The organism is Cellulomonas composti, assembly GCF_007990245.1.
Lineage (GTDB): Bacteria > Actinomycetota > Actinomycetes > Actinomycetales > Cellulomonadaceae > Cellulomonas > Cellulomonas composti.
Map to the genome: position 1 here is coordinate 46893 of NZ_BJWG01000001.1, position 22036 is coordinate 68928.

A 22036-nucleotide genomic window follows, 5' to 3' on the forward strand; every position below is an offset into this window, starting at 1 on the left:
ACGAAGTTCCGCAGCGCCGCTGCACGTACTGCCCGTCCCGGACCCGGAGGTTGCCTTGCCAGATGACACGGACGTCGGTCGGATCGCCCTGATCGTCGTCATCGCGCTCGTCCTGCTGTTCGTCGTCGTCGCGCTGTTCCGCTCGGTGCGGATCGTGCCGCAGACCGTGGCGATCATCGTCGAGCGGCTCGGTCGGTACTCGCGGACCCTGGACGCCGGGCTGCACCTGCTGATCCCGTTCGTCGACCGCGTGAGGGCGGGGGTGGACCTGCGCGAGCAGGTGGTCTCGTTTCCGCCGCAACCGGTCATCACGTCCGACAACCTCGTCGTGAGCATCGACACCGTCATCTACTTCCAGGTGACCGACCCCAAGTCGGCGGTGTACGAGATCGCGAACTACATCACGGGCATCGAGCAGCTCACCGTCACCACGCTGCGCAACGTCGTCGGGTCGATGGACCTCGAGCAGACGCTCACGAGCCGCGACCAGATCAACGGCCAGTTGCGCGGGGTGCTCGACGAGGCCACCGGCCGCTGGGGCGTGCGCGTCAACCGGGTCGAGCTCAAGTCGATCGACCCGCCGGACAGCATCAAGGGCTCGATGGAGCAGCAGATGCGGGCCGAGCGCGACCGGCGCGCCGCGATCCTCACGGCCGAGGGCGTCAAGCAGTCCGCGATTCTCACCGCCGAGGGCGAGAAGCAGGCCTCGATCCTGCGCTCGGAGGGTGAGGCGCAGTCCGCGATCCTGCGCGCCGAGGGCGAGGCACGCGCGATCCTGCAGGTGTTCGACGCCGTGCACCGCGGCGACGCGGACCCCAAGCTGCTGGCCTACCAGTACCTGCAGACGCTGCCGAAGATCGCGGCGTACCCGTCGAACAAGATGTGGTTCCTGCCGGCGGAGCTCACCGGCGCGCTCGGCCAGCTCGCGAGCGGGTTCGGCGGAGGGTTCGGCGCGCCCGCGCCGAGCGAGCCAGCGCGACCCGCGGGCACGTCGCCGCTCGGTGACGACCTGCCGGCCGTCGCGCTGCGCGATCCGGCCGAGGCGCTCGCCGAGGCCCGCCGCGAGTCCGCGGCCGCGACCGCGGACGCGACGAGCGCCGGGACCCTGAGCGGGCGCCCGTTCGACCCGTCGGTCGAGCTCGGCCAGCGCCCCGGTGGAGCCGCGGTGCCGCCGCGGCCGGCGACCCCGCCCGTGCCGCCCGTGCCGCCGGTCGACGAGCCGAGCCCGGACGCGGGGGACACCGCACCGTAGGCCGGAGCAGCGACGACGCCCGCCGGTGCGGCAACGCCGGCGGGCGTCGCCGCGTTCGCTGCGGCAACGCCGATCGCCGCGTTCGGTGCGGCAACGCCGATCGCCGAGCGCGAAACCGCTTGCGAGTGAGTGCTCACTCACTTACGCTCCCCGCGTGATGGTACGAACCGGCCGTGCCGCACCGCTGCCTCCCGCGGAGCGGCGCGCCGCGATCTTGCGGGCGGTGCGTCCCGTGGTCCTCGAGCGCGGGCTGGCCGTGACCACCAAGGAGCTCGCCCGGGCCGCCGGGGTGGCGGAAGGCACGCTGTTCCGGGTGTTCGACGACAAGTCGGCGCTGGTGCGCGCCGCGGCGGCCGAGGCGGTCGACCCCGCTGGCGACCTCGCGGCGATCGCCGCGATCGACCGGTCGCTGCCTCTCGAGCAGCGCTTGGCTCTGGTGGTCGCGCTCGGCCTGGCCAGAGCCGCCGAGGGCATGCGCTGGATGATGATCCTGCACGAGGTCGCACGCCTGGACCCGCCCCAGCCGGGCACCGACCACCGCGCGCACATGCGGGACGTGCACGCCCGCTCGGAGCTCGGTCGCGCCCAGGTGCGTGCCGCGCTGCTCGAGCTCCTCGAGCCCGACCAGGACCGCCTCACGTGGTCGCCCGACGAGACGGCGGAGCTCCTCGACGTCATGCTCATGGGTGTGACGGTGCGGACGATCGACGCCCGGCGGCGCGGTGTCGAGCCGAGCACGCCGTCGGCCGACGTTCTCGTGACGGCCTTCCTCGACGGCGTGCTGGTGCGCCGATGACCCCGATCCGAACCGTGTCGTCCTCCCGGAGCGTGTGATGCTCGTCCGACTCCTGCGTGAGCACCTGCGGCCCTACCGGTTCGCGGTCGTCGCCGTCGTGGTGCTCCAGCTCGTCCAGACCCTCGCGACGCTGTACCTGCCGAGCCTGAACGCCCGGATCATCGACGACGGCGTGACCCAGGGCGACGTCGACGAGATCCTGCGGCTCGGGGGCGTCATGCTCGCGGTCAGCCTCCTGCAGGTGGTCTGCGCGATCGTCGCGGTCTACTACGGCGCGGGTGCCGCGATGGGCTTCGGCCGCGACGTGCGCAGCCGACTGTTCGCCACGGTGCAGAGGTTCTCGGCGCGCGAGATGGGGCAGTTCGGCGCGCCGACGCTCATCACGCGCACGACGAACGACGTGCAGCAGGTCCAGATGGTGGTCCTGATGACGTTCACGTTCGTGATCATGGCCCCGATCATGCTGATCGGCGGCGTCGTGATGGCGCTGCGCGAGGACGTCGTGCTGTCCGGGATCCTCGTGGTCGCCGTGCCCGTGCTGGGCATCCTGATCGGGTTCGTCGTGTCGCGGATGATCCCGTACTTCCGCGTCATGCAGAAGCGCATCGACGCCATCAACCGCGTGATGCGCGAGCAGATCACGGGTATCCGGGTGGTCCGCGCGTTCGTGCGCGAGCGGCGCGAGACCGAACGTTTCGACGAGGCGAACGACGCGCTGTACGACACGTCGCTGCGCACCGGCCAGCTCATGGCGCTCATGTTCCCGGCGGTCATGCTCGTGATGAACCTGACGAGCACCGCGGTGATCTGGTTCGGCGGGCACCGCGTCGCCGACGGGGCCATGCTCATCGGCCAGCTCACCGCGTTCCTGTCCTACATCGCCTACATCCTCATGGCCGTGATGATGAGCACGATGATGTTCGTGCTGTTCCCGCGGGCGATCGTCTCGGCGGGCCGGATCGGCGAGGTGCTCGACACCGAGCCGAGCGTGGTCCCGCCGGTGGCCCCGATCCCGCTGCCCGAGGACCCGGTCGCCCGCGGCCGGCTCGAGCTGCGTGACGTCGAGTTCGGGTACCCCGGTGCGGAGAAGGCCGTGCTGCAGCACGTGGACCTCGTCGCCGAGCCGGGCCAGACCACCGCGATCATCGGCTCCACCGGCTCGGGAAAGACGACGCTGCTGCACCTGATCCCGCGCCTGTACGACGCGACCGACGGCCAGGTGCTGATCGGCGGCGTCGACGTGCGGGACGTCGAGCCCGCGCAGCTGTGGGCGCAGATCGGTTTCGTCCCGCAGAAGCCCTACCTGTTCTCGGGCACCGTGCGCTCGAACCTGCTGTACGGCGACGTGGACGCCGACGACGACGCGCTGTGGCACGCGCTCGAGGTCGCGCAGGCGCGCGCGTTCGTCGAGCGGATGGACGGCGGGCTGGACGCGGCGATCGCGCAGGGCGGCACGAACGTCTCGGGTGGGCAGCGGCAACGACTCGCGATCGCCCGCGCCCTGGTCAGACGACCGCGGCTGTACCTGTTCGACGACTCGTTCTCGGCGCTCGACTACACGACGGACGCCGCGCTGCGGGCGGCGCTGGTGCCCGAGACCCGGGACGCCGCGGTGCTCGTCGTGGCCCAGCGGGTCGCCACGATCCGCCAGGCGGACGTCATCGTCGTGCTCGAGGACGGCGAGGTGGTGGGCCGCGGCACGCACGCCGAGCTGCTCGCGACCAACGAGACCTACCAGGAGATCGTGTACTCGCAGCTGAGCGCGCAGGAGGCGGCATGAGCCAGGACCGGCCGGCGACCGCACCGGCGCGACTGCCCGGGCCGCCTCGCCGCGGGCCCGGTGGACCGATGGGCATGATGGGGATGCCGGGGGAGAAGTCCTCCAACTTCCGCAGCTCGGGCGCGCGCTTCCTGCGCGAGCTGCGCCCCGAGCGCCCGCGGATCGTCGCGATCACCGTGCTCGCGGTCGCGTCGGTGACGCTCGCGGTGATCGGACCCAAGCTGCTCGGGAGCGCGACGAACGTGCTGTTCAACGGCCTCGTCGGCGCGACGCTCCCCGCGGGGCTCACCAAGGACGAGGCGGTCGCCGGCCTGCGGGCGCAGGGCAACGACCAGTTCGCGGACATGGTCAGCGGCATGGACGTCGTTCCCGGGGTCGGCGTCGACTTCGACCGGCTCGGGCGGATCCTGCTCGTCGTCGTCGTGATCTACCTGGGCTCGTTCCTGTTCGGCTGGGTCCAGGGGCGGATGACCGCGGGGGTGGTACAGCGTTCGGTGCTGCGACTGCGCGCGGACGTCGAGGCCAAGCTGCACCGCGTGCCGCTCAGCTACTTCGACCGCCAGCCGCGCGGCGAGCTGCTCAGCCGCGTCACGAACGACATCGACAACGTCGCCCAGACGCTGCAGCAGACGCTCAGCCAGGTCATCACGTCGGTCCTGACGGTGATCGGCGTGCTGGCCATGATGTTCTGGATCTCGCCCCTGCTCGCCGGGGTCGCGCTGCTCACCGTGCCGCTGTCCATGCTGGTCGCGGCGCTGATCGCGAGGCAGTCCAAGCCGCGGTTCATCGACCAGTGGCGGCACACCGGCGAGCTCAACGCGCACATCGAGGAGATGTTCACCGGGCACACGCTCGTGACGGTCTTCGGTCGTCAGGAGGAGTCGGCGAAGACGTTCGCCGAGCGCAACGAGGCGCTGTACGACGCGAGCAACCGCGCGCAGTTCATCTCGGGCACGATCCAGCCGGCGCTCGGCTTCCTGGCGAACCTCAACTACGTGATCGTCGCCGTGGTCGGCGGGCTGCGGGTCGCCTCGGGCGCGATGACGCTCGGCGACGTGCAGGCCTTCATCCAGTACAGCCGGCAGTTCACGCAGCCGATCACGCAGCTCGCGAGCATGGCGAACCTGCTGCAGTCGGGCGTCGCGTCGGTCGAGCGCGTCTTCGAGCTGCTCGACGCGCCGGACCAGACCCCGGACCCGGACGAGCCCGCGCGGCTGCCCGACCGGCCGGCCGGCCGGGTCGCGTTCGAGCACGTCGCGTTCTCGTACACCCCGGACGCGCCGCTGATCACCGACCTGTCGATCGTCGCCGAACCGGGTCAGACGATCGCGATCGTCGGACCCACGGGCGCGGGCAAGACGACGCTGGTGAACCTGCTCATGCGGTTCTACGACGTGGACGAGGGCCGTATCACGCTCGACGGTGTCGACACGCGCGAGCTCACGCGCGACGAGCTGCGCGGTGAGCTCGGCATGGTGCTGCAGGACACGTGGCTGTTCGGCGGCTCGATCGAGGAGAACATCGCCTACGGCGTGGACGGCGCGACGCACGAGCAGGTCGTCGCGGCGGCCGAGGCGACGCACGTCGACCACTTCGTGCGCACGCTGACGGACGGCTACGCGACGGTCATCGACGACGAGGGTGCGGGCGTCTCCGCGGGCGAGAAGCAGCTGCTGACCATCGCGCGCGCGTTCCTGGCCGACCCGACCATCCTCATCCTCGACGAGGCCACGTCGTCGGTCGACACCCGCACCGAGGTGCTGGTGCAGAAGGCGATGAACGCGCTGCGGGCGGGGCGGACGTCGTTCGTCATCGCGCACCGCCTGTCCACGATCCGCGACGCGAGCTCGATCCTCGTGATGGAGCACGGGTCGATCGTCGAGCAGGGCACGCACGACCAGCTGCTCGCCACGGGCGGCGCGTACGCGCGGCTGTACGAGAGCCAGTTCGCCGCCGCGGTCACCGAGGAGGCCTGACACCCTCGTCGGACCGGACGAACCGGGTGATAGCGGGCGAGGCCCGTCGTCGGTAGGTTGCCGGGTGAGGGACGCCGTGCCGGGCGGCGCCCGGGGCGGGGAGCCTGCGATGCGCGTGCTCTGGTGGCGGCGTGAGGCGCACGACGAGCGACCCGCGGACGTCGACGTCCTCGAGCTGCGGGTGCACGGCGTCGCGAACACCCCGCCCGCCGCGATGCTCGGGCTCGCGCCCACCGAGATCGAGCAGGTCGAGGGCGACGAGCTCGGCAGCTTCTGGTGCGCGACGCCCGCGGCGCGGGCGGTGCCCCGGCCCGCCGACGATCCGCGCGCCGTGCCGCCCGGCGTGCGGCGTGAGGCCTACTCGTGGGGCGCGATGGCCCGGCTCTCGACGATTCCCGGGCTGGGCAAGGTCACGGGCACGATCGCGGGCCTGACGCGTGCGCTGTGGGTGCTGATCATCCCGTTCGGGTTCGTCAACGTCGCGTACTGGACGCGTGACGCCGACGAGCCGGCGGGGCGGCGCTCGTCGGCCGGCGGCGGGCTCGTGCGGCTGTTCGGGCTTCTGCTCACGCTCCTGTGGGTCGCCACGGTCACGACGATGACGCTGGGCGTGGTCGGCGCGCAGTGCTTCGGCGAGAAGCAGCAGCTCGACGTCGCCGGGCAGCCCGCGCCGGTCGAGTACGTGATGACGTGCACCGCGCTGCCCGGCTGGATGGGCTCGTGGGCGCGATGGACCCCCGGCACCCGCACGGTCGCGCTCTCGCTCGTCGCGATCCTGGCCGTGCTGCTGCTCGCGGCCGTGGGCTCGACGGGGCAGGTCCGCTACGAGCGGCGCATGTCGTGGACCAAGGCCAACGGCATGGCCGACGCGCCGCACCTGCGGTCGGGAGACGTGTGGCCGATGCTCGCGCGGCGCAGCTTCTGGACGCACGCCCGCAGTTCGCAGGCGCAGTGGTGCCAGCACCTCGCGGCCGCGTTCGCGCTGCTCGCGGGCATGCTGGCGTGGCACCACCTGTACCGCGACGTGCCCGGGTGCCGGCAGTCACGCGGGTTCGGCGAGGCCGGGTGCCTGGACCCGGACCTGTGGGCGACCGAAGCGTCGCGACCGTGGATGGCGATGGTGGTCCTCGCGCTCGTCGTCGGGATCGGCGCGGCGTGGCGCACCGGCAGCATGCGCCTGGACCCGACGACGCAGCCCACGGCGGACGACCCCGGCGGTGCACCCGACGCGGCGGCCGGCACGGGCTCCGGCGCCTCGACGCGCCTCGACGTCGTGCTCGTCGTCGCGGGAGCAGCCGTGCTGACCTGGACGCTGTGGCGCGTCGGGCGGCTCGACGACCAGACGCCGTGGGTAGTCGACGGCGGCCCGCCGTTCGTCGGGCTCGCCGCGGTCCCGACGACGATCGTCGCGGCGATGGTGCTGCTCGCGATCGCCTCCGCGGGGCTGCGGGCTCACGTCGGTGCGCGCGTCTGGGTCCCGCTCGTCGTCGGCTCGCTGCTCGCCGGGCTCGTCGCGACGCTCTGGCAGGACGGTGCGGCCCACGCCTGGGGCGAGGTGCTCGCGGCCGTGCTCGCGGGAGCCCTGTTCCTCGTCGTGCTCGTGCGCGGGCTGCGCAACCCGGGGCGACGTGCGCAGGGCTGGGGTGGGCGCGGGCCCTTCGTGATGCTCTCGATCGCCGCGGGGGTCGCGATGGTGCTCAGCGCGGCGGCGGTGCTCGGGCTCGTCGCATGGCTGCAGGCTCCTGCGGCGGCGGAGAACGCGACCGTCCCGAGCGCCGTCTCGACCGCCCTGGAGGCGGCGACCTCCCAGGACACCCTGCGCGATCCGGTGGTGGTGCGCCTCGGCACACCCCAGACGCTCGTGACGCCCGAGGGCTACCAGGACTTCGCGATCGTCAGCGTCGCGGTGCTGCTGGTGCTCGCGGTCCTGCTGGCCGTGCTGGGGCTGCGCTCGGCGGTGCTGCGCCGCGACGACGTGCCGGACGTGCCGGTCGTGCCGCCGGTGCGGCGGCGGGACCGGGTGGTCGACCCGGACGCCACCCCGCCGAGCCGGGAGGCGGTCGCGGTGCAGGCGGGCCGGCACCGGGCGACGCTCGCGCACCGGGCCGAGCGCCTGGTCGGGGCACTCGCGCTGTTCGCGTTCGCCGCGCTCGTCGCGACCCTGCGCGTCGGCGCGCCCGCACCTGACGCGCCGGTCTGGGTCCACGACGTCTGGCAGGTGTGCGTCGACTGGTCGACGAAGGCCGTGGTCGCAGGCACCGGGCTGATCGTCGCGAGCGTCGTGCTCGCCGGCTCCAAGAAGTCGCTCGCGCGGCCGTGGGGGCTGCTGTGGGACCTCATGTGCTTCCTGCCGCGCGCCGCGCACCCGTTCGCGCCGCCGTGCTACGCCGAACGCGTCGTGCCCGAGCTGCGCTCGCGGATCGACTCGTGGCTCGGTGACGACGGCAACCCGATGGCCGAGCGCGAGCGGGAGCGCCGGCGTGTGGTGATCTCGGCGCACTCGCTCGGTGGCGTGGTCGCGGTGGCCGCCCTGTTCGGCCGTTGGGACGGCGTGTCGGGGCCGTTCGACAAGCGCGTGGGTCTGCTGACCTACGGCACGCAGCTGCGGGCGTACTTCGGGCGGTTCTTCCCCGAGCTGCTGGGCCCGGTGGCGCTGGGCACGGCACCCGTGGCGGGCGCGCGCGTGTGGCTCGCGGACCCGTGGGCCAGCCTCACGCCGGCCCTCGCGCCGCCCGACCCCGAGCGCCCCGTGCCGTCGCCGACGCTCGCCGAGACCCTGGACGCCGCCCCGTCCGGCCGGGGCGCCGAGCCTGGCGCCGCGGCGCGGCGCTCGCGGTGGCGCAGCCTGTGGCGGCGCACCGACTTCATCGGGTTCCCCGTGGACGGCTACGCCGGCTCGCGGATCGACAGCGCCGCCGCGGAGGTCGACGAGCGCGCGTACCTGCTGACCGTCGCGGCGCACAGCGGTTACCCCGCGACCCCGCAGTACCGCGAGGAGCTCGACCGGCTCGTGACGACCCTGCGACTGGTGGCTCCGGAGGAGGTCCCGAGGGCACCGACCGGCTGAGCACTAGGCTCACGAGGTGCATCGGGACAGGCTCACCTTCGCCTTCTACGGCTGCTTCGTGGTGTGGGGCTGGTTCCTGTACAGCTTCGGCCCGAGCGTCCCGCTGCTGGCCGACGACTTCGGCATCACCTCGGCACAGGCCGGGCTGCACGGCACGGCGATGGCCGGCGGCGCGGTGCTCGCGGCGTTCCTCACCCCGCGGGTCGTCGCGCGGTGGGGTCGACGGCCTGCGCTGCTCGCCGCGCTCGGTCTGATCGTGCTCGGCGTCGTCGGGCTCGTGCTCGCGCCCGCGCTGTGGGCCAGCCTGCCCGCGATGTTCGTCATCGCGCTCGGCGGGAACATCGCGATCAGCTGCGCGCAGCCGGGCCTCGCCTTCCACCACGGCGAGGCGGCCTCGGCCGCGGTGACCGAGGCGAACGGCGTGGGTTCGACGATCGGGCTCGTCGGACCGCTCGCGGTGGGCCTCACCGTCGCGATCGGGTGGGGCTGGCGGCCCGCGGTCGCGGTGACGATCGTCCTCGTCGCAGTCACCGCGTGGCTCACGGCCCGTCGGCCCGTCGGCGGGGCGATGACCCCGCCGACCGTCGGCCGCCGCGCCGTCGCAGCGGCCGACCGGACCGTCTCGGGAGCCGCGACCACGACCGAGACCGCGGCCGCGACCGAGACCGCCGACGAGCCGCACGTCACCCTCGCCGGTCCGCACGGCGTCGATCCGGTCGTCGGCTCCGTGGAGGCGCTCGCGCTCGCGGTGGTGTCCGACGACGAGACGCCCGCCGAGCGCCGCGCCTGGCACGCCGGACTGCCGGCGTGGTGCTTCCTGGCGGCCGTCGTGGCGGCGATCGCGCTCGAGAACGCGACGACGTACTGGTCCACCGACCTCGTGCGGGAGCAGACCGGCGCCGGACCGGGCATCGCGACCGCGACGACGGCAGGCCTGGTGGCCGGCATGTCCGCGATCCGCTTCGTCGTCGGGCCGATGTCGCTCAGGGTGCCGCCGGCGTTGCTGCTGGCCGCGGGCTTCGTCGTGGCGGTCGCCGGCTGGGCGGTCCTGTGGACCTCGACGGAGACCGTGATCGCGCTCGTCGGGCTCTTCGTCGCGGGTCTGGGGTACGGCGTGCAGTACCCGCTCGCGATCTCGCTGCTGCTGTCGACCGCACCGCACGCGGGCGACGCGGCGCAGGCGCGTGCGACGCTCGCCGGCGGCCTGGCGATCGGCGTCGCGCCGTTCCTGCTCGGCGCGCTCGCGGACGCCGTGGGCATGCACGCGGCGTTCGTCGTCGTGCCCGTGATCGCGGTGCTGGGCCTGGCCGCAGCGGTGCTCGGAGGGCGGCTCGTCGGGCGGCCCACCGCGACCGCATCCGTCGTGGAGGTGACCCGATGACCCTGACGCACCGTGTCCGTGAGGTCGTGCTGACCGTGCGTGGACCTGACGGCACGCCGCTGACCGGGCGCGACGTCGTGGTCGAGCAGCGCCGGCACGAGTTCGGCTTCGGCTGCATCGGCTTCGACTTCGTCGGGCACGAGGGGTCCGAGGCCGACGCCCGCCTCGCGGAGCAGTGGTTCGACCTGTTCGACACCGCGACGCTGCCGTTCTACTGGCGCTACTTCGAGCCCGAGCAGGGGCACCCGGACACCGACCGCCTGCTGGCCGCCGCGCGCTGGTTCGTCGCGCGCGGGGCGCGCGTCAAGGGCCACACCCTGATGTGGCACACGCTCGCGCCGCAGTGGCTGCTCGAGCGCGGTCCCGACGAGGTCGAGCGGCTCCAGCGCGAGCGGATCACGCGCGACGTCGGTGACTTCGCGGGTGTCGTCGACACCTGGGACGCGATCAACGAGGTCGTGATCATGCCCGTGTTCACCGCCGAGGAGAACGCGATCACGCCGCTGGCACGGGCGCGCGGGCGCGTCGAGACGGTTCGCCTCGCGTTCGAGACCGCGCGCGCCGCGAACCCCGACGCGACCCTGCTCATCAACGACTTCGACCTGTCGCCCGCGTACGAGCAGCTCGTCGAGGAGGTGCTCGAGGCCGGCATCCGGGTCGACGCGATCGGCCTGCAGACCCACATGCACCAGGGCTACGTCGGCGAGGAGAAGACGCAGCGGGTGCTCGACCGGTTCGCGCGGTTCGGGCTGCCCCTGCACCTGACCGAGACGACGCTCGTCTCGGGCGACCTCATGCCCCCGCACATCGAGGACCTCAACGACTGGGTGGTCGACATGTGGCCGTCGACCGCCGAGGGCGAGCAGCGGCAGGCCGACGAGATCGTCCGGCACTACCGGACGCTGCTGGCGCACCCCGCGGTGCAGTCCGCGACGTACTGGGGGCTCACGGACGCGGGCGCTTGGCTGGGTGCGCCCGCGGGCCTCGTGCGCGCCGACGGCACGCCCAAGCCCGCCTACGACGCGCTGCGCGACCTCGTCCGTGGGCAGTGGTGGCACGGTCCGACGACGCTGCGGACCGACGACGCCGGGCGCGTGCGCGTGACCGGCTGGCGCGGCGACTACGCCGTCCGCGCGGGCGCGGCGAGCGGGTCGTTCGTCGTCGGGACGCCCGACGAGGTCGACGTGCGACTGGCGCCCTGACGGCTGGCACGGACGGCTGGGACGATGGGCGCGTGCTGCACCTCGACCTGACGCCGGTCACCGACCCCGCCGACGACCGCCTCGCCGACTACGTCTCGCTCACGGACGTCGCGCTGCGCTCTCGGCACGAGCCGGCCCGGGGCCTGTACATCGCCGAGAGCTCGACCGTGCTCGAACGCGCGCTGCGGGCCGGGCACCGGCCGCGTTCCGTGCTGCTCGCGCCGCGCTGGGTGCCGGACCTCGAGCGCATGGTCGCCGACCTGTCCGCCGACCCCGGTTCGCCCGGAGCCGTCACCGTGTTCGTCGCCGACGAGGCGGTCCTCGAGGCGATCACCGGCTTCCACGTGCACCGCGGCGCGCTCGCGGCGATGCACCGGCCGCCGCTGGCCCCGGTCGAGGCGGTGCTCGCGGGCGCGCGGCGCGTGGCGGTGCTCGAGGACGTCGTCGACCACACGAACGTCGGCGCGGCGTTCCGGTCCGCCGCCGCGCTGGGCGTCGACGCCGTCCTCGTCACGCCCCGCTGCGCCGACCCGCTCTACCGTCGGTCCGTGCGGGTCTCGATGGGCACCGTCTTCCAGGTGCCGTGGACGCGGATCGACCCGTGGCCCGGCGCCATCGACCAGCTGCGCGAACTCGGCTTCGTGACCGCGTCCCTCGCGCTGTCCGACGACGCGATCACGCTCGACGCCCTCGTCGCGGACCTGCCCGAGCGCCTCGCACTGGTGCTGGGCGCCGAGGGTCACGGCCTCAAGCCGGCGACCGTGGCGGCCTCCGACCTCGTCGTGCGCATCCCGATGGCCGGTGGCGTGGACTCGCTCAACGTCGCCGCCGCCGCTGCAGTCGCGTTCTGGGCCACCCGGGCCTGACGCCGGCCCGACACGGGCGAGACCCTAGAAGGCGAGGTCTGTGACGACCTCGGCGCCGGGGAGACGCGCGAGGAGCGGGCCCGGCAGGGCGAGCTTGGAACGGCGCAGGCCGCTGCCGATCACGACGAGCTCGCCCGCTTCCGGGTGCGGCACGGTCACGCGTGTGTCGACGAGCACGCGGTAGGCGGCGGGTAGCCCGATCGGCGTGATGCCGCCGTACTCCATGGCCGCTTCGCTGGTGGCGCGGTCCATCGGCAGGAAGGACGCTTTGCGCACGTCGAGCAGGCGCTTGACCGCGTTGTTCACGTCGGCGCGCGTGGTGGCGCGAACGACGGCCGCCGCGACGCGCTCGTCGCCCTCGCGGCGGCCCGCGACGAGCACGCAGTTGGCCGACGCGGCGGGCGGGAGCGCGTAGGCGGCGGTGAGCGCGGCCGTGTCGGCGAGGTCAGGGTCGATCTCGGTCACCAGCACGGCGCTCGCGGCCTCGTCGTCGTGCTCGGCCCAGGACCGCAGCGCGGCCGCCGTGCTCGGCGCGAGCAGGTCGAGGTGCGCGAGTGCGGGCTGCCAGTCGAGCGTGCCGAGCGTCATGGCCCGCAGGTTAGCGGCCGCCGCGCCCTCGTCGGAGGGGGTGTCTCAGCGGGCGGCTCAGCGCTGGTAGGTCGCGACGAGGACCGCGCGCGCGAGCGTGTGGAAGACCAGCGCGCAGCTCGCGGCGCCGGGCATCGCGTCCGGGCCCAGTCCCATGCCGGCCGTGTCGAGGGCGTGCACGACGAAGTAGTACCGGTGCACCTGGTCGCCGGGAGGCGGTGCCGAGCCGACGTAGGCCGCGACGCCGTCGTCGCCCTTGAGCTGGAACGATCCGGCGGGCAGCGCGTCGCCGTCGACGGTGCCGGCGCCGCGCGGGAGCGTCGTCGTCGTGACCTGGACGTCCAGCAACGTCCAGTGGAACCAGCCGGCCGGTCCCGGCGCGTCGGGGTCGAAGCACGTGACCGCGAACCCCTGCGTCTCGGGCGGGAAGCCGGACCACGCCAGGTGCGGCGAGACGTTGGCGCCCGCCGGGGTGTTGGTGTGCACGTCGGGCAGCGGGTCGCCGTCGGCGACGTCGTCGGAACGCAGCGTGAAGACGGGGACCGCGGGCAGCAGGGCGTAGGGGTCCGGGGCGACGGGGCGGGTGATCGAGGGCACGACGACCTCCGGTCCGGCCCGACGTCGGTCGTCGGGCGACTCAGCCCATCCTGGCCGTCCCGTGCGCCTCGCGCACCTGCCGCCGCACGTGCGAGCGGGCGTGCTCGAGAGCGAGGTCGAGGTCCTCGAACAGGTGGTTCTCGTGCTGGAGAGCGTCGAGCACGCCGACCTCCTCGACGACCTTGCGGTGCGCGGGTCGCAGGCCCTTGAGCAGCACGACGATGCCGCGGTGCTGCAGGTCCGTGACGATCTGGGCGAGCGCGTGCGCGCCGCTGGTGTCCAGCACGCTGACGCTGGACAGGCGCAGCACGACGACGCGCACGTCGGTGACCTGCGCGAGCTCGTCGAGGAACCGGCGCACGTCGGCGAAGAACAGTGCGCCGTCGAGGCGGTAGACGGCGATGTGCTCGTGCAGCAGCGCCTGCTCCTCGTCGTCCGGCACGGTCTCGTCGGGCGGGTCCTCGCGGTGCAGCCCGCTGGCCCGCGCCATCGAGCGCAGCGCGAGCACGGCGGCGACCGCGACCCCCACCTCGACCGCGAGCACGAGGTCGAACACCACGGTCACGACGAGCGTCGCGACGAACACGAAGGCGCCGGACCGCCCGGAGCGGCAGATCGCGCCCGCGGTGCGCAGGTCGACCATGTGCGCGGCGGTGACCAGCAGCACGCCCGCGAGCGCCGACAGCGGGATGCGGGCGACCCACGGCGCGGCGAGGTAGACGACGAGCGCGAGGATCGCGGCGTGGCTCAGGGCGGCGACGCGCGTGCGGGCGCCCGCCCGCACGTTGACCGCGGTCCGCGCGATCGCGCCCGTGGCCGGCAGGCCGCCGAACAGGCCGGAGGCGACGTTCGCCGCGCCCTGTCCCCAGAGCTCGCGGTTGGGCCGCGTGCGCGGCAGGTGGTCACCCATGCCGTCCGCGACGTGCGCCGACAGCAGCGACTCGAGCGCGGCGAGCGCCGCGACCGCCAGCGCCGACGAGAACAGGGCGCTCGTCGTCTCGAGGTCGACCACGGGCAGGTGCGGGGCGGGCAGCCCGTCGGGGAGCGCGCCGATCCGGTCGACGTCCAGGTGCAGGACCTGTGCGACGAGGGTCGCGAGGACCACGGCGACGATCGACGCGGGCACGCCGCGGTACAGCCGGGGCAGCACGACGCACACGACCACGACGAGCGCGACGAGCCCGAGGGGGGCCAGCGCGGCGTGCCAGTCGACGTCGCCGATCGTGCGCAGCGCGACGAGCGCGGCGTTCTCGCCTTCGGCCTTGGGCGTGTCGAGCGCGAGCGGCACCTGCTGCAGCGCGATGACGATCCCGATCCCGAACGTGAACCCCTCCACGACCGGCCACGGGATGTAGGCGACGAGGCGACCCAGGCCGAGCACGCCCGCGAGCACGACGAGCCCACCCGCCATGATCGCGACGACGGGTACCGCCTCGGTGCCGTGCCGCGCGATGACCGGCAGCAGGACGACCGTCATGGCGCCCGTCGGCCCGCTGACCTGCAGGTGCGACCCGCCGAGCACGGCGGCGACCGCGCCGGCCACCACCGCGGTGACCAGGCCGGCGGCGGCGCCGAGGCCCGACGAGACGCCGAAGCCGAGCGCGAGCGGCAGCGCGACGACCGCCACCGTGAGCCCGGCCAGCAGGTCGCGGCGCCACGATCGGCTCAGCCCGGCGTAGTCCAGGCGGTGCGGGGCGAGGGCTCTGGCCCGGCGCCGGGCGAGCGTCCACCAGGAGATCTCGTCGGCCGGCGCGGCGTCTGCGCTCACGGGTGCGCCTCGAGGGCGAGCAGGTCCTGGCGACGCGCGGCGGCGTCGACCAGCACGGCGCGGGCCGCGGAGAGCATGTCCGCCACGGCTGGCAGCGCGAGCGCGTACTGGACGGCGTTGCCGGTGCGGCTGGCGGTGACGACCCCGCTGCGGCGCAGCACGGCGAGGTGCTGGGACAGGAGCGAGGCCTCCAGACCCAGCTCGGTGAGCAGCTCGCTGACCTGACGGTCCTGGTCGACGAGGAGCTCGAGCACGCGGACGCGCACGGGATGGGCGAGGGCCTTGAAGAGGTCGGCCTTGACGTCCGCGAGCGGGCGGTCGACCCCCAGTGCGCGCAGCGGCACGACTTCTCCGGGAGATGAGGCGGTTTGGTGACTTGATGAATCGATCAAGTGCTTCTGACGATACTCCGCTGTTCGGGGTGGGTGCGACCAGTTGACAGTGCGGCCGGGGAAGGCGTGTACTAGGAAGTCGAACAGACGTTCGAAAATGACAGTTCGGGGGAAGCTCGAACGGCCTGTTGTTGCAGGTCAGAGGCATGCACAGAGGTAGCGATGACGGTCGACGTCCAGGAGCGTGCGGCGCACGCGCGGCTCGTCCTGGCACGAGCCGAGCAGCGCACCGGTGCGCGCAGCATCGTCCGGCCGGACGTCGAACAGGACCGGGCAGAAGTGGGCCGGGCGGGCGATGTCGAGCAGGACCAGGGCACTCCTCGGGTGTCGTTGCTCACGGCGGAGCGGCCGCCGCTGCCCGTCCCGGTCGAGCTCGCCCCGCTGCTGCCGGACGGGTTGCGCCGCGGGGCCACCACGGTGGTGGCGGGTTCGACGTCGCTGGTGCTGGCCGTGCTGGCCGCGGCGTGCTCGGGCGGCGCCTGGGCGGCCGTGGTCGGTCAGCCGACGCTCGGCCTGCTGGCCGCCGCGCAGGCCGGGGTCGGGCTCGACCGGCTCGCCGTGGTGCCCGCGCCCGGGGCAGACTGCGCCCGGGTGCTGGCCGCTCTGCTGGACGGGATGGACGTGGTGGTCGCCGGACCCGAGGCCCGGCTGGTGGACGCGGACCGGCGGCGGCTGTCGGCGCGGGTCCGGGAGCGGGGTGCCGTGCTGCTCGCGGCGCAGCCCTGGCCGGGTGCGGACACGGTGCTCACGGCCGGGCCCGGCCGCTGGACGGGGGTCGGCGACGGTCAGGGGCGGCTGCGCACGCATGCCGTCCGCGTCACGCGGTCGGGTCGCAGCAGCGCGTCGAGTCCCGCGTGGGTCGACCTCACGCTGCCTCTGTCGGGTGAGGTCGGCACCCGCAGCACCACGCAGAAGGTGGCGCAGTCGGCTGCGCAGGCGACTGTGCTGGCCGCCGGACGCCCGGACCTGAGGCTCGTCGGATGAGCACCCGCACCACCGTCCTGTGGGTGCCCGACTGGCCGGTCGTCGCCGCGGCGCTCGCCCAGGAGACCCCCCGCCACCTGCCCGTCGCGGTCCTGGCAGGGCAGCGCGTGACCGCGGTGAACGCGCTGGCCAGGCTGGAGGGCGTGCGGCGCGGCATGCGTCGGCGGCAGGCGCAGGGCTGCTGCCCGGAGCTGGTGGCGCTGGCGGCCGACGACGCACGGGACGTCCGGCTGTTCGAGCCGGTCGTGCTCGCTGCGGAGACGGTGGTCGCGGGTCTCGAGGTGGCCCGGCCCGGGCTGCTCCTGCTGCCCTCGGACGGGGCGAGCCGCTACCACGGCTCGGAGGAGACGCTCGCGGACCGGCTGGCCGAGGCGGTCGCGGAGCGCACCGGGCACGAGTGCGCCGTCGGGACGGCGGACGGCCTGCTCGCGGCGGTGCTGGCGGCACGCACCGGCCGACGGGTGCCGCCCGGCGGGTCGCCGGCGTTCCTGGCGGACCGGCCGGTGAGCGAGCTCGCGTTCGTCGCGACCAGCGAGGAGGCCGTGCGGGAGGTGGACGCCCTGGTGGACCTGCTGCACCGTCTCGGCCTGCGCACGCTCGGCAGGCTCGCCGCGCTGCCCGCCGCAGACGTGCACGCGCGGTTCGGCCGGCTCGGGTCGTGGGCCCACCTGCTGGCCAACGGTCAGGACGAGCGACCCCCGGTGCGGCGCCGGCCCGAGCCGGACGTCGCGGTGAGCAGCGACCTCGACCCGCCCGTGGACCGGGTGGACACCGCGACCTTCGCGGGACGCCGGCTGGCCGAGGAGCTGCACCACATGCTCGTCGGACGGTCGGCGACGTGCGGGCGGCTCGAGATCGCCGCCCGCACCGACGAGGGCGCCGACCTGGTGCGCACCTGGCGCACCGACCTCGGTGGCTGGGGCGGGCTGACGCCGGCGCGCATCACCGACCGCGTGCGCTGGCAGCTCGAGAGCTGGCTCACGGCCACCGCGGTCGCCACCGCCCGCGACCGGGTCCGGGACGCCGCCCGCGACCGGTCGCGCGACGTGTCCCGCGCCGCCCGTGTCGCGCGCGGGCGCGAGGAGGACCAGCCCGCGCCGGGTGAGCTCCCGGACTGGCCGGGCGAGCACGAGCCCGCGCGGCCGGTGACGCTGGTGCGGCTGGCGATCACCGCGCTGGACGTCGCGCCCGCCGGTGCGGAGCAGCCGCGGCTGTGGGGTGGGCCCTCGGGCGGGGACCTACGCGCCCAGCGCGTGCTCGAGCGCGTGCAGGGCATCGTCGGCGGGTCCGGTCTGCTCACCGCGAGCCTGCAGGGCGGGCGGGACGTGCGCGAGCAGGTCCACCTGCGGCCGTGGGGGGAGCAGGCCGCGGCGCCCCGGTCCACCGACCGCCCCTGGCCCGGTCGGCTGCCGGACCCGGCTCCCGCCACGGTGCTCCCGGACCCCGAGCCGGTCGAGGTGCAGGACGCGGCGGGTCGGCCCGTCCTGCTCGACGAGCGCGCCCGCCTGAGCGGGTCGCCGGCCTGGGTGTGCGGGCCGGGCCGACGGGACCGGGTGGCCGGCTGGGCCGGGCCGTGGCTGCTGTCGGGCCGGTGGTGGGGGTCGCCCGCCGACGGGCCGCGGGTGGGCCGGCCGCGTGCGCACCTGCAGGTGACGTTCGACGACGGGCCGGCCGTGCTGCTGGTCACCACCGCGACCGGCTGGGCGTGCGAGGCGCGCTATGACTGACCCGACGAGCGTGACGCCGAGTGCACCGACGACGAGTGCACCGACGACCGACGTGCCGACGGCCAGTGCGTCCACCAGCTCGTCGACCAGTGCCTCGACCAGTGCCTCGAACACGCCCGGCCCGCGGTACGGCGAGCTGCACGCGCACTCGGCGTTCAGCTTCCTCGACGGCGCCAGCCAGCCCGAGGAGCTCGCGGCGGAGGCTGCCCGGCTGGGCCTGACGGCGCTCGCGCTGACCGACCACGACGGGTTGTACGGCGTGGTACGCCTCGCCGAGGCGGCCCGGCGGGTGGGCGTGCCCACGGTGTTCGGGGCGGAGCTGCACCTGCCGGCGCCCGATGCGCGTCGGCACGGACGCCAGCCGGCACCGACGCCCGGCCCCCCGGTGCTCGACGAGCCCACGGGCGTCCCCGACCCCCGGGCAACCCACCTCGTCGTGCTGGCCCGCGGCCCGGACGGGTACCGCGCGCTGTCGAGCGCGATCGCACGGGGTCACCTGCGCACCGGGCGCAAGGGAGCCGCGGAGTACCGGCTCGAGGAGCTGGCGGAGGCGGCCGCAGGCCAGTGGCTGGTGCTCACCGGCTGCCGCAAGGGTGCCGTGCGGCGGGCGCTGGCGGGTGGCGACCCGACGGGGGTCGTCCCGGTGACCGCGGGCGGCCCCGAGGCGGCGGCGCGCGAGCTGGACCGGCTCGTCGCGCTGTTCGGCCGGGACAACGTGGCCGTCGAGGTGACCCGGCACGACGACGCGTACGACGACGAGCGCGCGGACGCCCTCGACGCGCTGGCCAGGGCGGCCGGGTTGCCGCTGGTCGCGACGACGGCGGCGCACCACGCCACGCCGCGGGACGGCGACCTCGCGGCGGCGCTGGCGGCGGTGCGGGCCAGGTCCTCGCTCGACGACCTGGACGGCTGGCTGCCGGGTGCGTCCACCGCCCACCTGCGCTCCGCGACGGAGATGCTCGAACGTCACCGTCGGCACCCGCGGGCGGTCGCCACGGCGGCAGCGCTGGCGGCCGAGTGCGCGTTCGACCTCTCGCTCGTCGCGCCGGCGCTGCCGCCCTACCCGGTGCCGCCCGGTCACACCGAGGCGACCTGGCTGCGCGAGCTGGTGCGCCGCGGCGCGCTCGAGCTCTACGGCCCGCCCGAGGCCGAACGGGTGCAGGGCGCCTACCGTCAGCTCGAGCACGAGCTGACGATCATCGAGGAGCTGGGGTTCCCGGGCTACTTCCTCGTCGTGTACGACCTGGTGGACTTCTGCCGGCGCAACGGGATCCTGGCGCAGGGCCGCGGCTCGGCCGCCAACTCGGCGGTCTGCTACGTGCTGCGGGTCACCGCGGTGGACGCGGTGCGCCACGGGCTGCTCTTCGAGCGGTTCCTGGCGCCCGAGCGCGACGGGCCGCCGGACATCGACGTCGACATCGAGTCCGCGCGTCGCGAAGAGGTCATCCAGTACGTCTACGCCAAGCACGGACGCGAGCACGCCGCGCAGGTGGCGAACGTCATCTCCTACCGGCCGCGCTCGGCGATCCGGGACGCCGCGCGGGCGCTGGGCTACGACGTCGGGCAGCAGGACGCCTGGGCGAAGTCGATCGAGCGCTGGGGAAGCCTGCGCCCTGTCTCGTCGGGAACGGTCCCGACGACGGGCCGCCAGGAACGGGGCCGGGCGCGCGAGGCGATGTGGGGGACCAACGGGGAGCCGGACGCGCGTACGGGCGCTCCGACCGGTCGGCCCGCGGGCTCGTCTCAGACCGCGCGCTCGCCGCGAGGGACCGAGGTGCCCGGGCTGGCGACCGCGGACGGGCACGACGTGGTCCCGACGCACACCCCACCCGCCGCGAGCGACCTCGAGGAGATCCCGGAGCAGGTGATCGACCTGGCGGACCGGTTCCTGCGCCTGCCGCGGCACCTGGGCATCCACTCGGGCGGGATGGTGATGTGCGACCGGCCGGTGATCGAGGTCTGCCCGGTCGAGTGGGCGCGGATGCCCGGGCGCACGGTGCTGCAGTGGGACAAGGAGGACTGCGCCGATGCGGGACTGGTGAAGTTCGACCTGCTGGGCCTCGGCATGCTCACCGCGCTGCGGATCGCGTTCGGGTTCGTCGGCGAGCACGAGGGACGCGCGCTGGACCTGCACGCGCTGCCGCAGGAGGACCCGCTGGTGTACGACCTGCTGTGCGCGGCGGACACGGTCGGCGTGTTCCAGGTGGAGTCGCGCGCGCAGATGGGCACGCTGCCGCGGCTCGAGCCGAGGTGCTTCTACGACATCGTCGTCGAGGTGGCGCTCATCCGGCCCGGCCCCATCCAGGGCGGCTCGGTGCACCCGTACATCGAACGCTCGCGGGGGCGGCAGAAGGTCGAGTACCTGCACCCGCTGCTCGAGGCGTCGCTGAGCAAGACGCTCGGCGTGCCGCTGTTCCAGGAGCAGCTCATGCAGATGGCGATCGACGTCGCGGCCTTCACCCCGGCCGAGGCGGACCAGCTCCGGCGGGCGATGGGGTCCAAGCGGTCCACCGAGCGGATGCTCGCGCTCAAGGGCCGGCTGATGGACGGGATGGCCGACAACGGGATCACGGCCGAGGTGGGCGAGCAGATCTTCGCCAAGCTCAAGGCGTTCGCGGACTTCGGCTTCCCCGAGTCGCACGCGTACTCCTTCGCGTACCTGGTCTACGCGAGCGCGTGGCTCAAGGTGCACCACCCCGCCGCGTTCTACGCGGGGCTGCTGGCCGCGCAGCCGATGGGGTTCTACTCGCCGCAGAGCCTGGCGGCCGACGCCCGGCGGCACGGCATCGAGGTGCGGCGGCCCGACGTGCAGCTCTCGGACGCGCAGGCGAGGGTCGAGCGCGCGGCGCCCGCACCGGCCGGGGGAGAGCCACGCCTCGAGCCGCGGCCGAGCGGTACGGGGCCGACGCCGCCCTCGGGCGTCCCGACGGGCCGGGGCCGGGGGCGCTCGCTCGTCGTGCGGCTGGGCCTGGTGGCGGTGCGCGAGATCGGCACGGACCTCGCGGAGCGGATCGCCGACGAACGCGCGGCGGGCGGGCCGTTCGTCGACCAGCGCGACCTGGTGCGCCGCGTGCGGCTGACCACCGCGCAGGTCGAGGCGCTCGCGACCGCGGGTGCGCTCGACGGGCTGGGCGTGACTCGGCGCGAGGCCTTGTGGGCCGCGGGCGCGCTCGCACAGGAGGGCCCCGAGACGCTGCCGGGGGTGAGCGTCGGCGTGCAGGCGCCTACGCTGCCGGGCCTGAGCGAGCTCGAGACCGCGACCGCGGACGTGTGGGCGACCGGCGTCTCGGTCGACTCCTATCCGACGCAGTTCGTGCGCGCCGGACTCGACGCGGAGGGGGTGCTGCGCGTCGAGCAGGCCTACCGGCACGAGGTGGGTCGGCGGGTCGCGGTGGCCGGGGTCGTGACCCACCGTCAGCGGCCCGGCACCGCCGGCGGGATCACGTTCCTGTCGCTCGAGGACGAGACCGGGCTGCTCAACGTCATCTGCTCGGCGGGGCTGTGGCAGCGCCACCGCGCGGTGGCCCGGACCTCGCGCGCGCTCGTCGTGCGCGGCCTGCTGGAACGCGCGGACGGCGCGACCAACCTCGTCGCCGAGCACCTGGCGCCGTTGTCGTTGCGCGTGCGCAGCTCGTCGCGGGACTTCCGGTGACCGGTTCC

General features: G+C 74.4%; 15 protein-coding genes. 11 read left to right on the top strand and 4 right to left on the bottom strand.

Annotation, left to right across the window (positions count from 1 at the left end; genetic code table 11):
- The first annotated feature begins 55 nt into the window (after positions 1–55).
- The 8 genes from CCO02nite_RS00250 to CCO02nite_RS00285 all read left to right on the top strand — a co-directional run bounded on the left by CCO02nite_RS00250 (position 56) and on the right by CCO02nite_RS00285 (position 12320).
- Positions 56–1252, top strand: coding sequence for an SPFH domain-containing protein (locus CCO02nite_RS00250; protein WP_146840975.1), 1197 nt, complete (start codon positions 56–58; stop codon positions 1250–1252).
- A 157-nt stretch (positions 1253–1409) separates the two neighbouring features.
- Entirely contained in the window at positions 1410–2048 is a 639-nt protein-coding gene (locus tag CCO02nite_RS00255) for a TetR/AcrR family transcriptional regulator (protein ID WP_146841432.1), read from the top strand.
- A gap of 37 nt (positions 2049–2085) precedes the next feature.
- A complete protein-coding gene (locus CCO02nite_RS00260) occupies positions 2086–3828 on the top strand; it encodes an ABC transporter ATP-binding protein (RefSeq protein ID WP_146840976.1) in 1743 nt (580 codons plus the stop codon).
- Positions 3825–5804, top strand: a complete 1980-nt coding sequence (locus tag CCO02nite_RS00265; protein WP_146840977.1) for an ABC transporter ATP-binding protein — start codon at positions 3825–3827, stop codon at positions 5802–5804. Before CCO02nite_RS00260 ends, CCO02nite_RS00265 begins: the two co-directional genes overlap by 4 nt.
- A 64-nt stretch (positions 5805–5868) precedes the next feature.
- Entirely contained in the window at positions 5869–8871 is a 3003-nt protein-coding gene (locus tag CCO02nite_RS00270; RefSeq protein ID WP_146840978.1) for a hypothetical protein, read from the top strand.
- A gap of 16 nt (positions 8872–8887) precedes the next feature.
- Positions 8888–10252 carry an MFS transporter gene (locus CCO02nite_RS00275; RefSeq protein WP_146840979.1) on the top strand — a complete coding sequence of 455 codons (1365 nt, stop codon included), beginning with the start codon at positions 8888–8890 and terminating at the stop codon, positions 10250–10252.
- Positions 10249–11454, top strand: coding sequence for an endo-1,4-beta-xylanase (locus CCO02nite_RS00280; RefSeq protein ID WP_146840980.1), 1206 nt, complete (start codon positions 10249–10251; stop codon positions 11452–11454). Before CCO02nite_RS00275 ends, CCO02nite_RS00280 begins: the two co-directional genes overlap by 4 nt.
- Before the next feature lie 35 nt (positions 11455–11489).
- On the top strand, positions 11490–12320 hold the full coding sequence (locus CCO02nite_RS00285) for a TrmH family RNA methyltransferase (RefSeq protein WP_371862467.1): 831 nt from the start codon (positions 11490–11492) through the stop codon (positions 12318–12320).
- 24 nt (positions 12321–12344) lie between these two features.
- Here the strand turns inward: CCO02nite_RS00285 and CCO02nite_RS00290 are convergent, their stop codons facing one another.
- The 4 genes from CCO02nite_RS00290 to CCO02nite_RS00305 are packed head-to-tail and all read right to left on the bottom strand — an operon-like array spanning position 12345 to position 15617.
- The gene (locus CCO02nite_RS00290; RefSeq protein WP_146840982.1) at positions 12345–12908 is read right to left on the bottom strand and encodes a YbaK/EbsC family protein; all 564 of its coding nucleotides are present in this window, start codon (positions 12906–12908) and stop codon (positions 12345–12347) included.
- 57 nt (positions 12909–12965) lie between these two features.
- Entirely contained in the window at positions 12966–13505 is a 540-nt protein-coding gene (locus tag CCO02nite_RS00295; RefSeq protein WP_146840983.1) for a YbhB/YbcL family Raf kinase inhibitor-like protein, read from the bottom strand.
- A gap of 40 nt (positions 13506–13545) precedes the next feature.
- Complete coding sequence (locus tag CCO02nite_RS00300; protein ID WP_246117228.1) at positions 13546–15273, bottom strand: SulP family inorganic anion transporter; 1728 nt, start codon at positions 15271–15273, stop codon at positions 13546–13548.
- The gene (locus CCO02nite_RS00305; protein WP_146840984.1) at positions 15270–15617 is read right to left on the bottom strand and encodes an ArsR/SmtB family transcription factor; all 348 of its coding nucleotides are present in this window, start codon (positions 15615–15617) and stop codon (positions 15270–15272) included. The genes CCO02nite_RS00300 and CCO02nite_RS00305 overlap by 4 nt, the downstream gene beginning before the upstream one ends.
- A gap of 210 nt (positions 15618–15827) precedes the next feature.
- Here CCO02nite_RS00305 and imuA' point away from each other — a divergent pair, with 210 nt between their 5' ends.
- Genes imuA' through dnaE form a run of 3 tightly spaced genes read left to right on the top strand, consistent with a single transcriptional unit; the run spans position 15828 to position 22028 of the window.
- Positions 15828–16649 carry a DnaE2-dependent mutagenesis accessory factor ImuA' gene (gene imuA' / locus CCO02nite_RS00310; RefSeq protein ID WP_146840985.1) on the top strand — a complete coding sequence of 274 codons (822 nt, stop codon included), beginning with the start codon at positions 15828–15830 and terminating at the stop codon, positions 16647–16649.
- Complete coding sequence (locus CCO02nite_RS00315) at positions 16646–18376, top strand: DNA polymerase Y family protein (protein WP_146840986.1); 1731 nt, start codon at positions 16646–16648, stop codon at positions 18374–18376. The genes imuA' and CCO02nite_RS00315 overlap by 4 nt, the downstream gene beginning before the upstream one ends.
- Positions 18369–22028 carry a DNA polymerase III subunit alpha gene (gene dnaE / locus CCO02nite_RS00320; RefSeq protein WP_146840987.1) on the top strand — a complete coding sequence of 1220 codons (3660 nt, stop codon included), beginning with the start codon at positions 18369–18371 and terminating at the stop codon, positions 22026–22028. Before CCO02nite_RS00315 ends, dnaE begins: the two co-directional genes overlap by 8 nt.
- Positions 22029–22036: the final 8 nt, after the last annotated feature.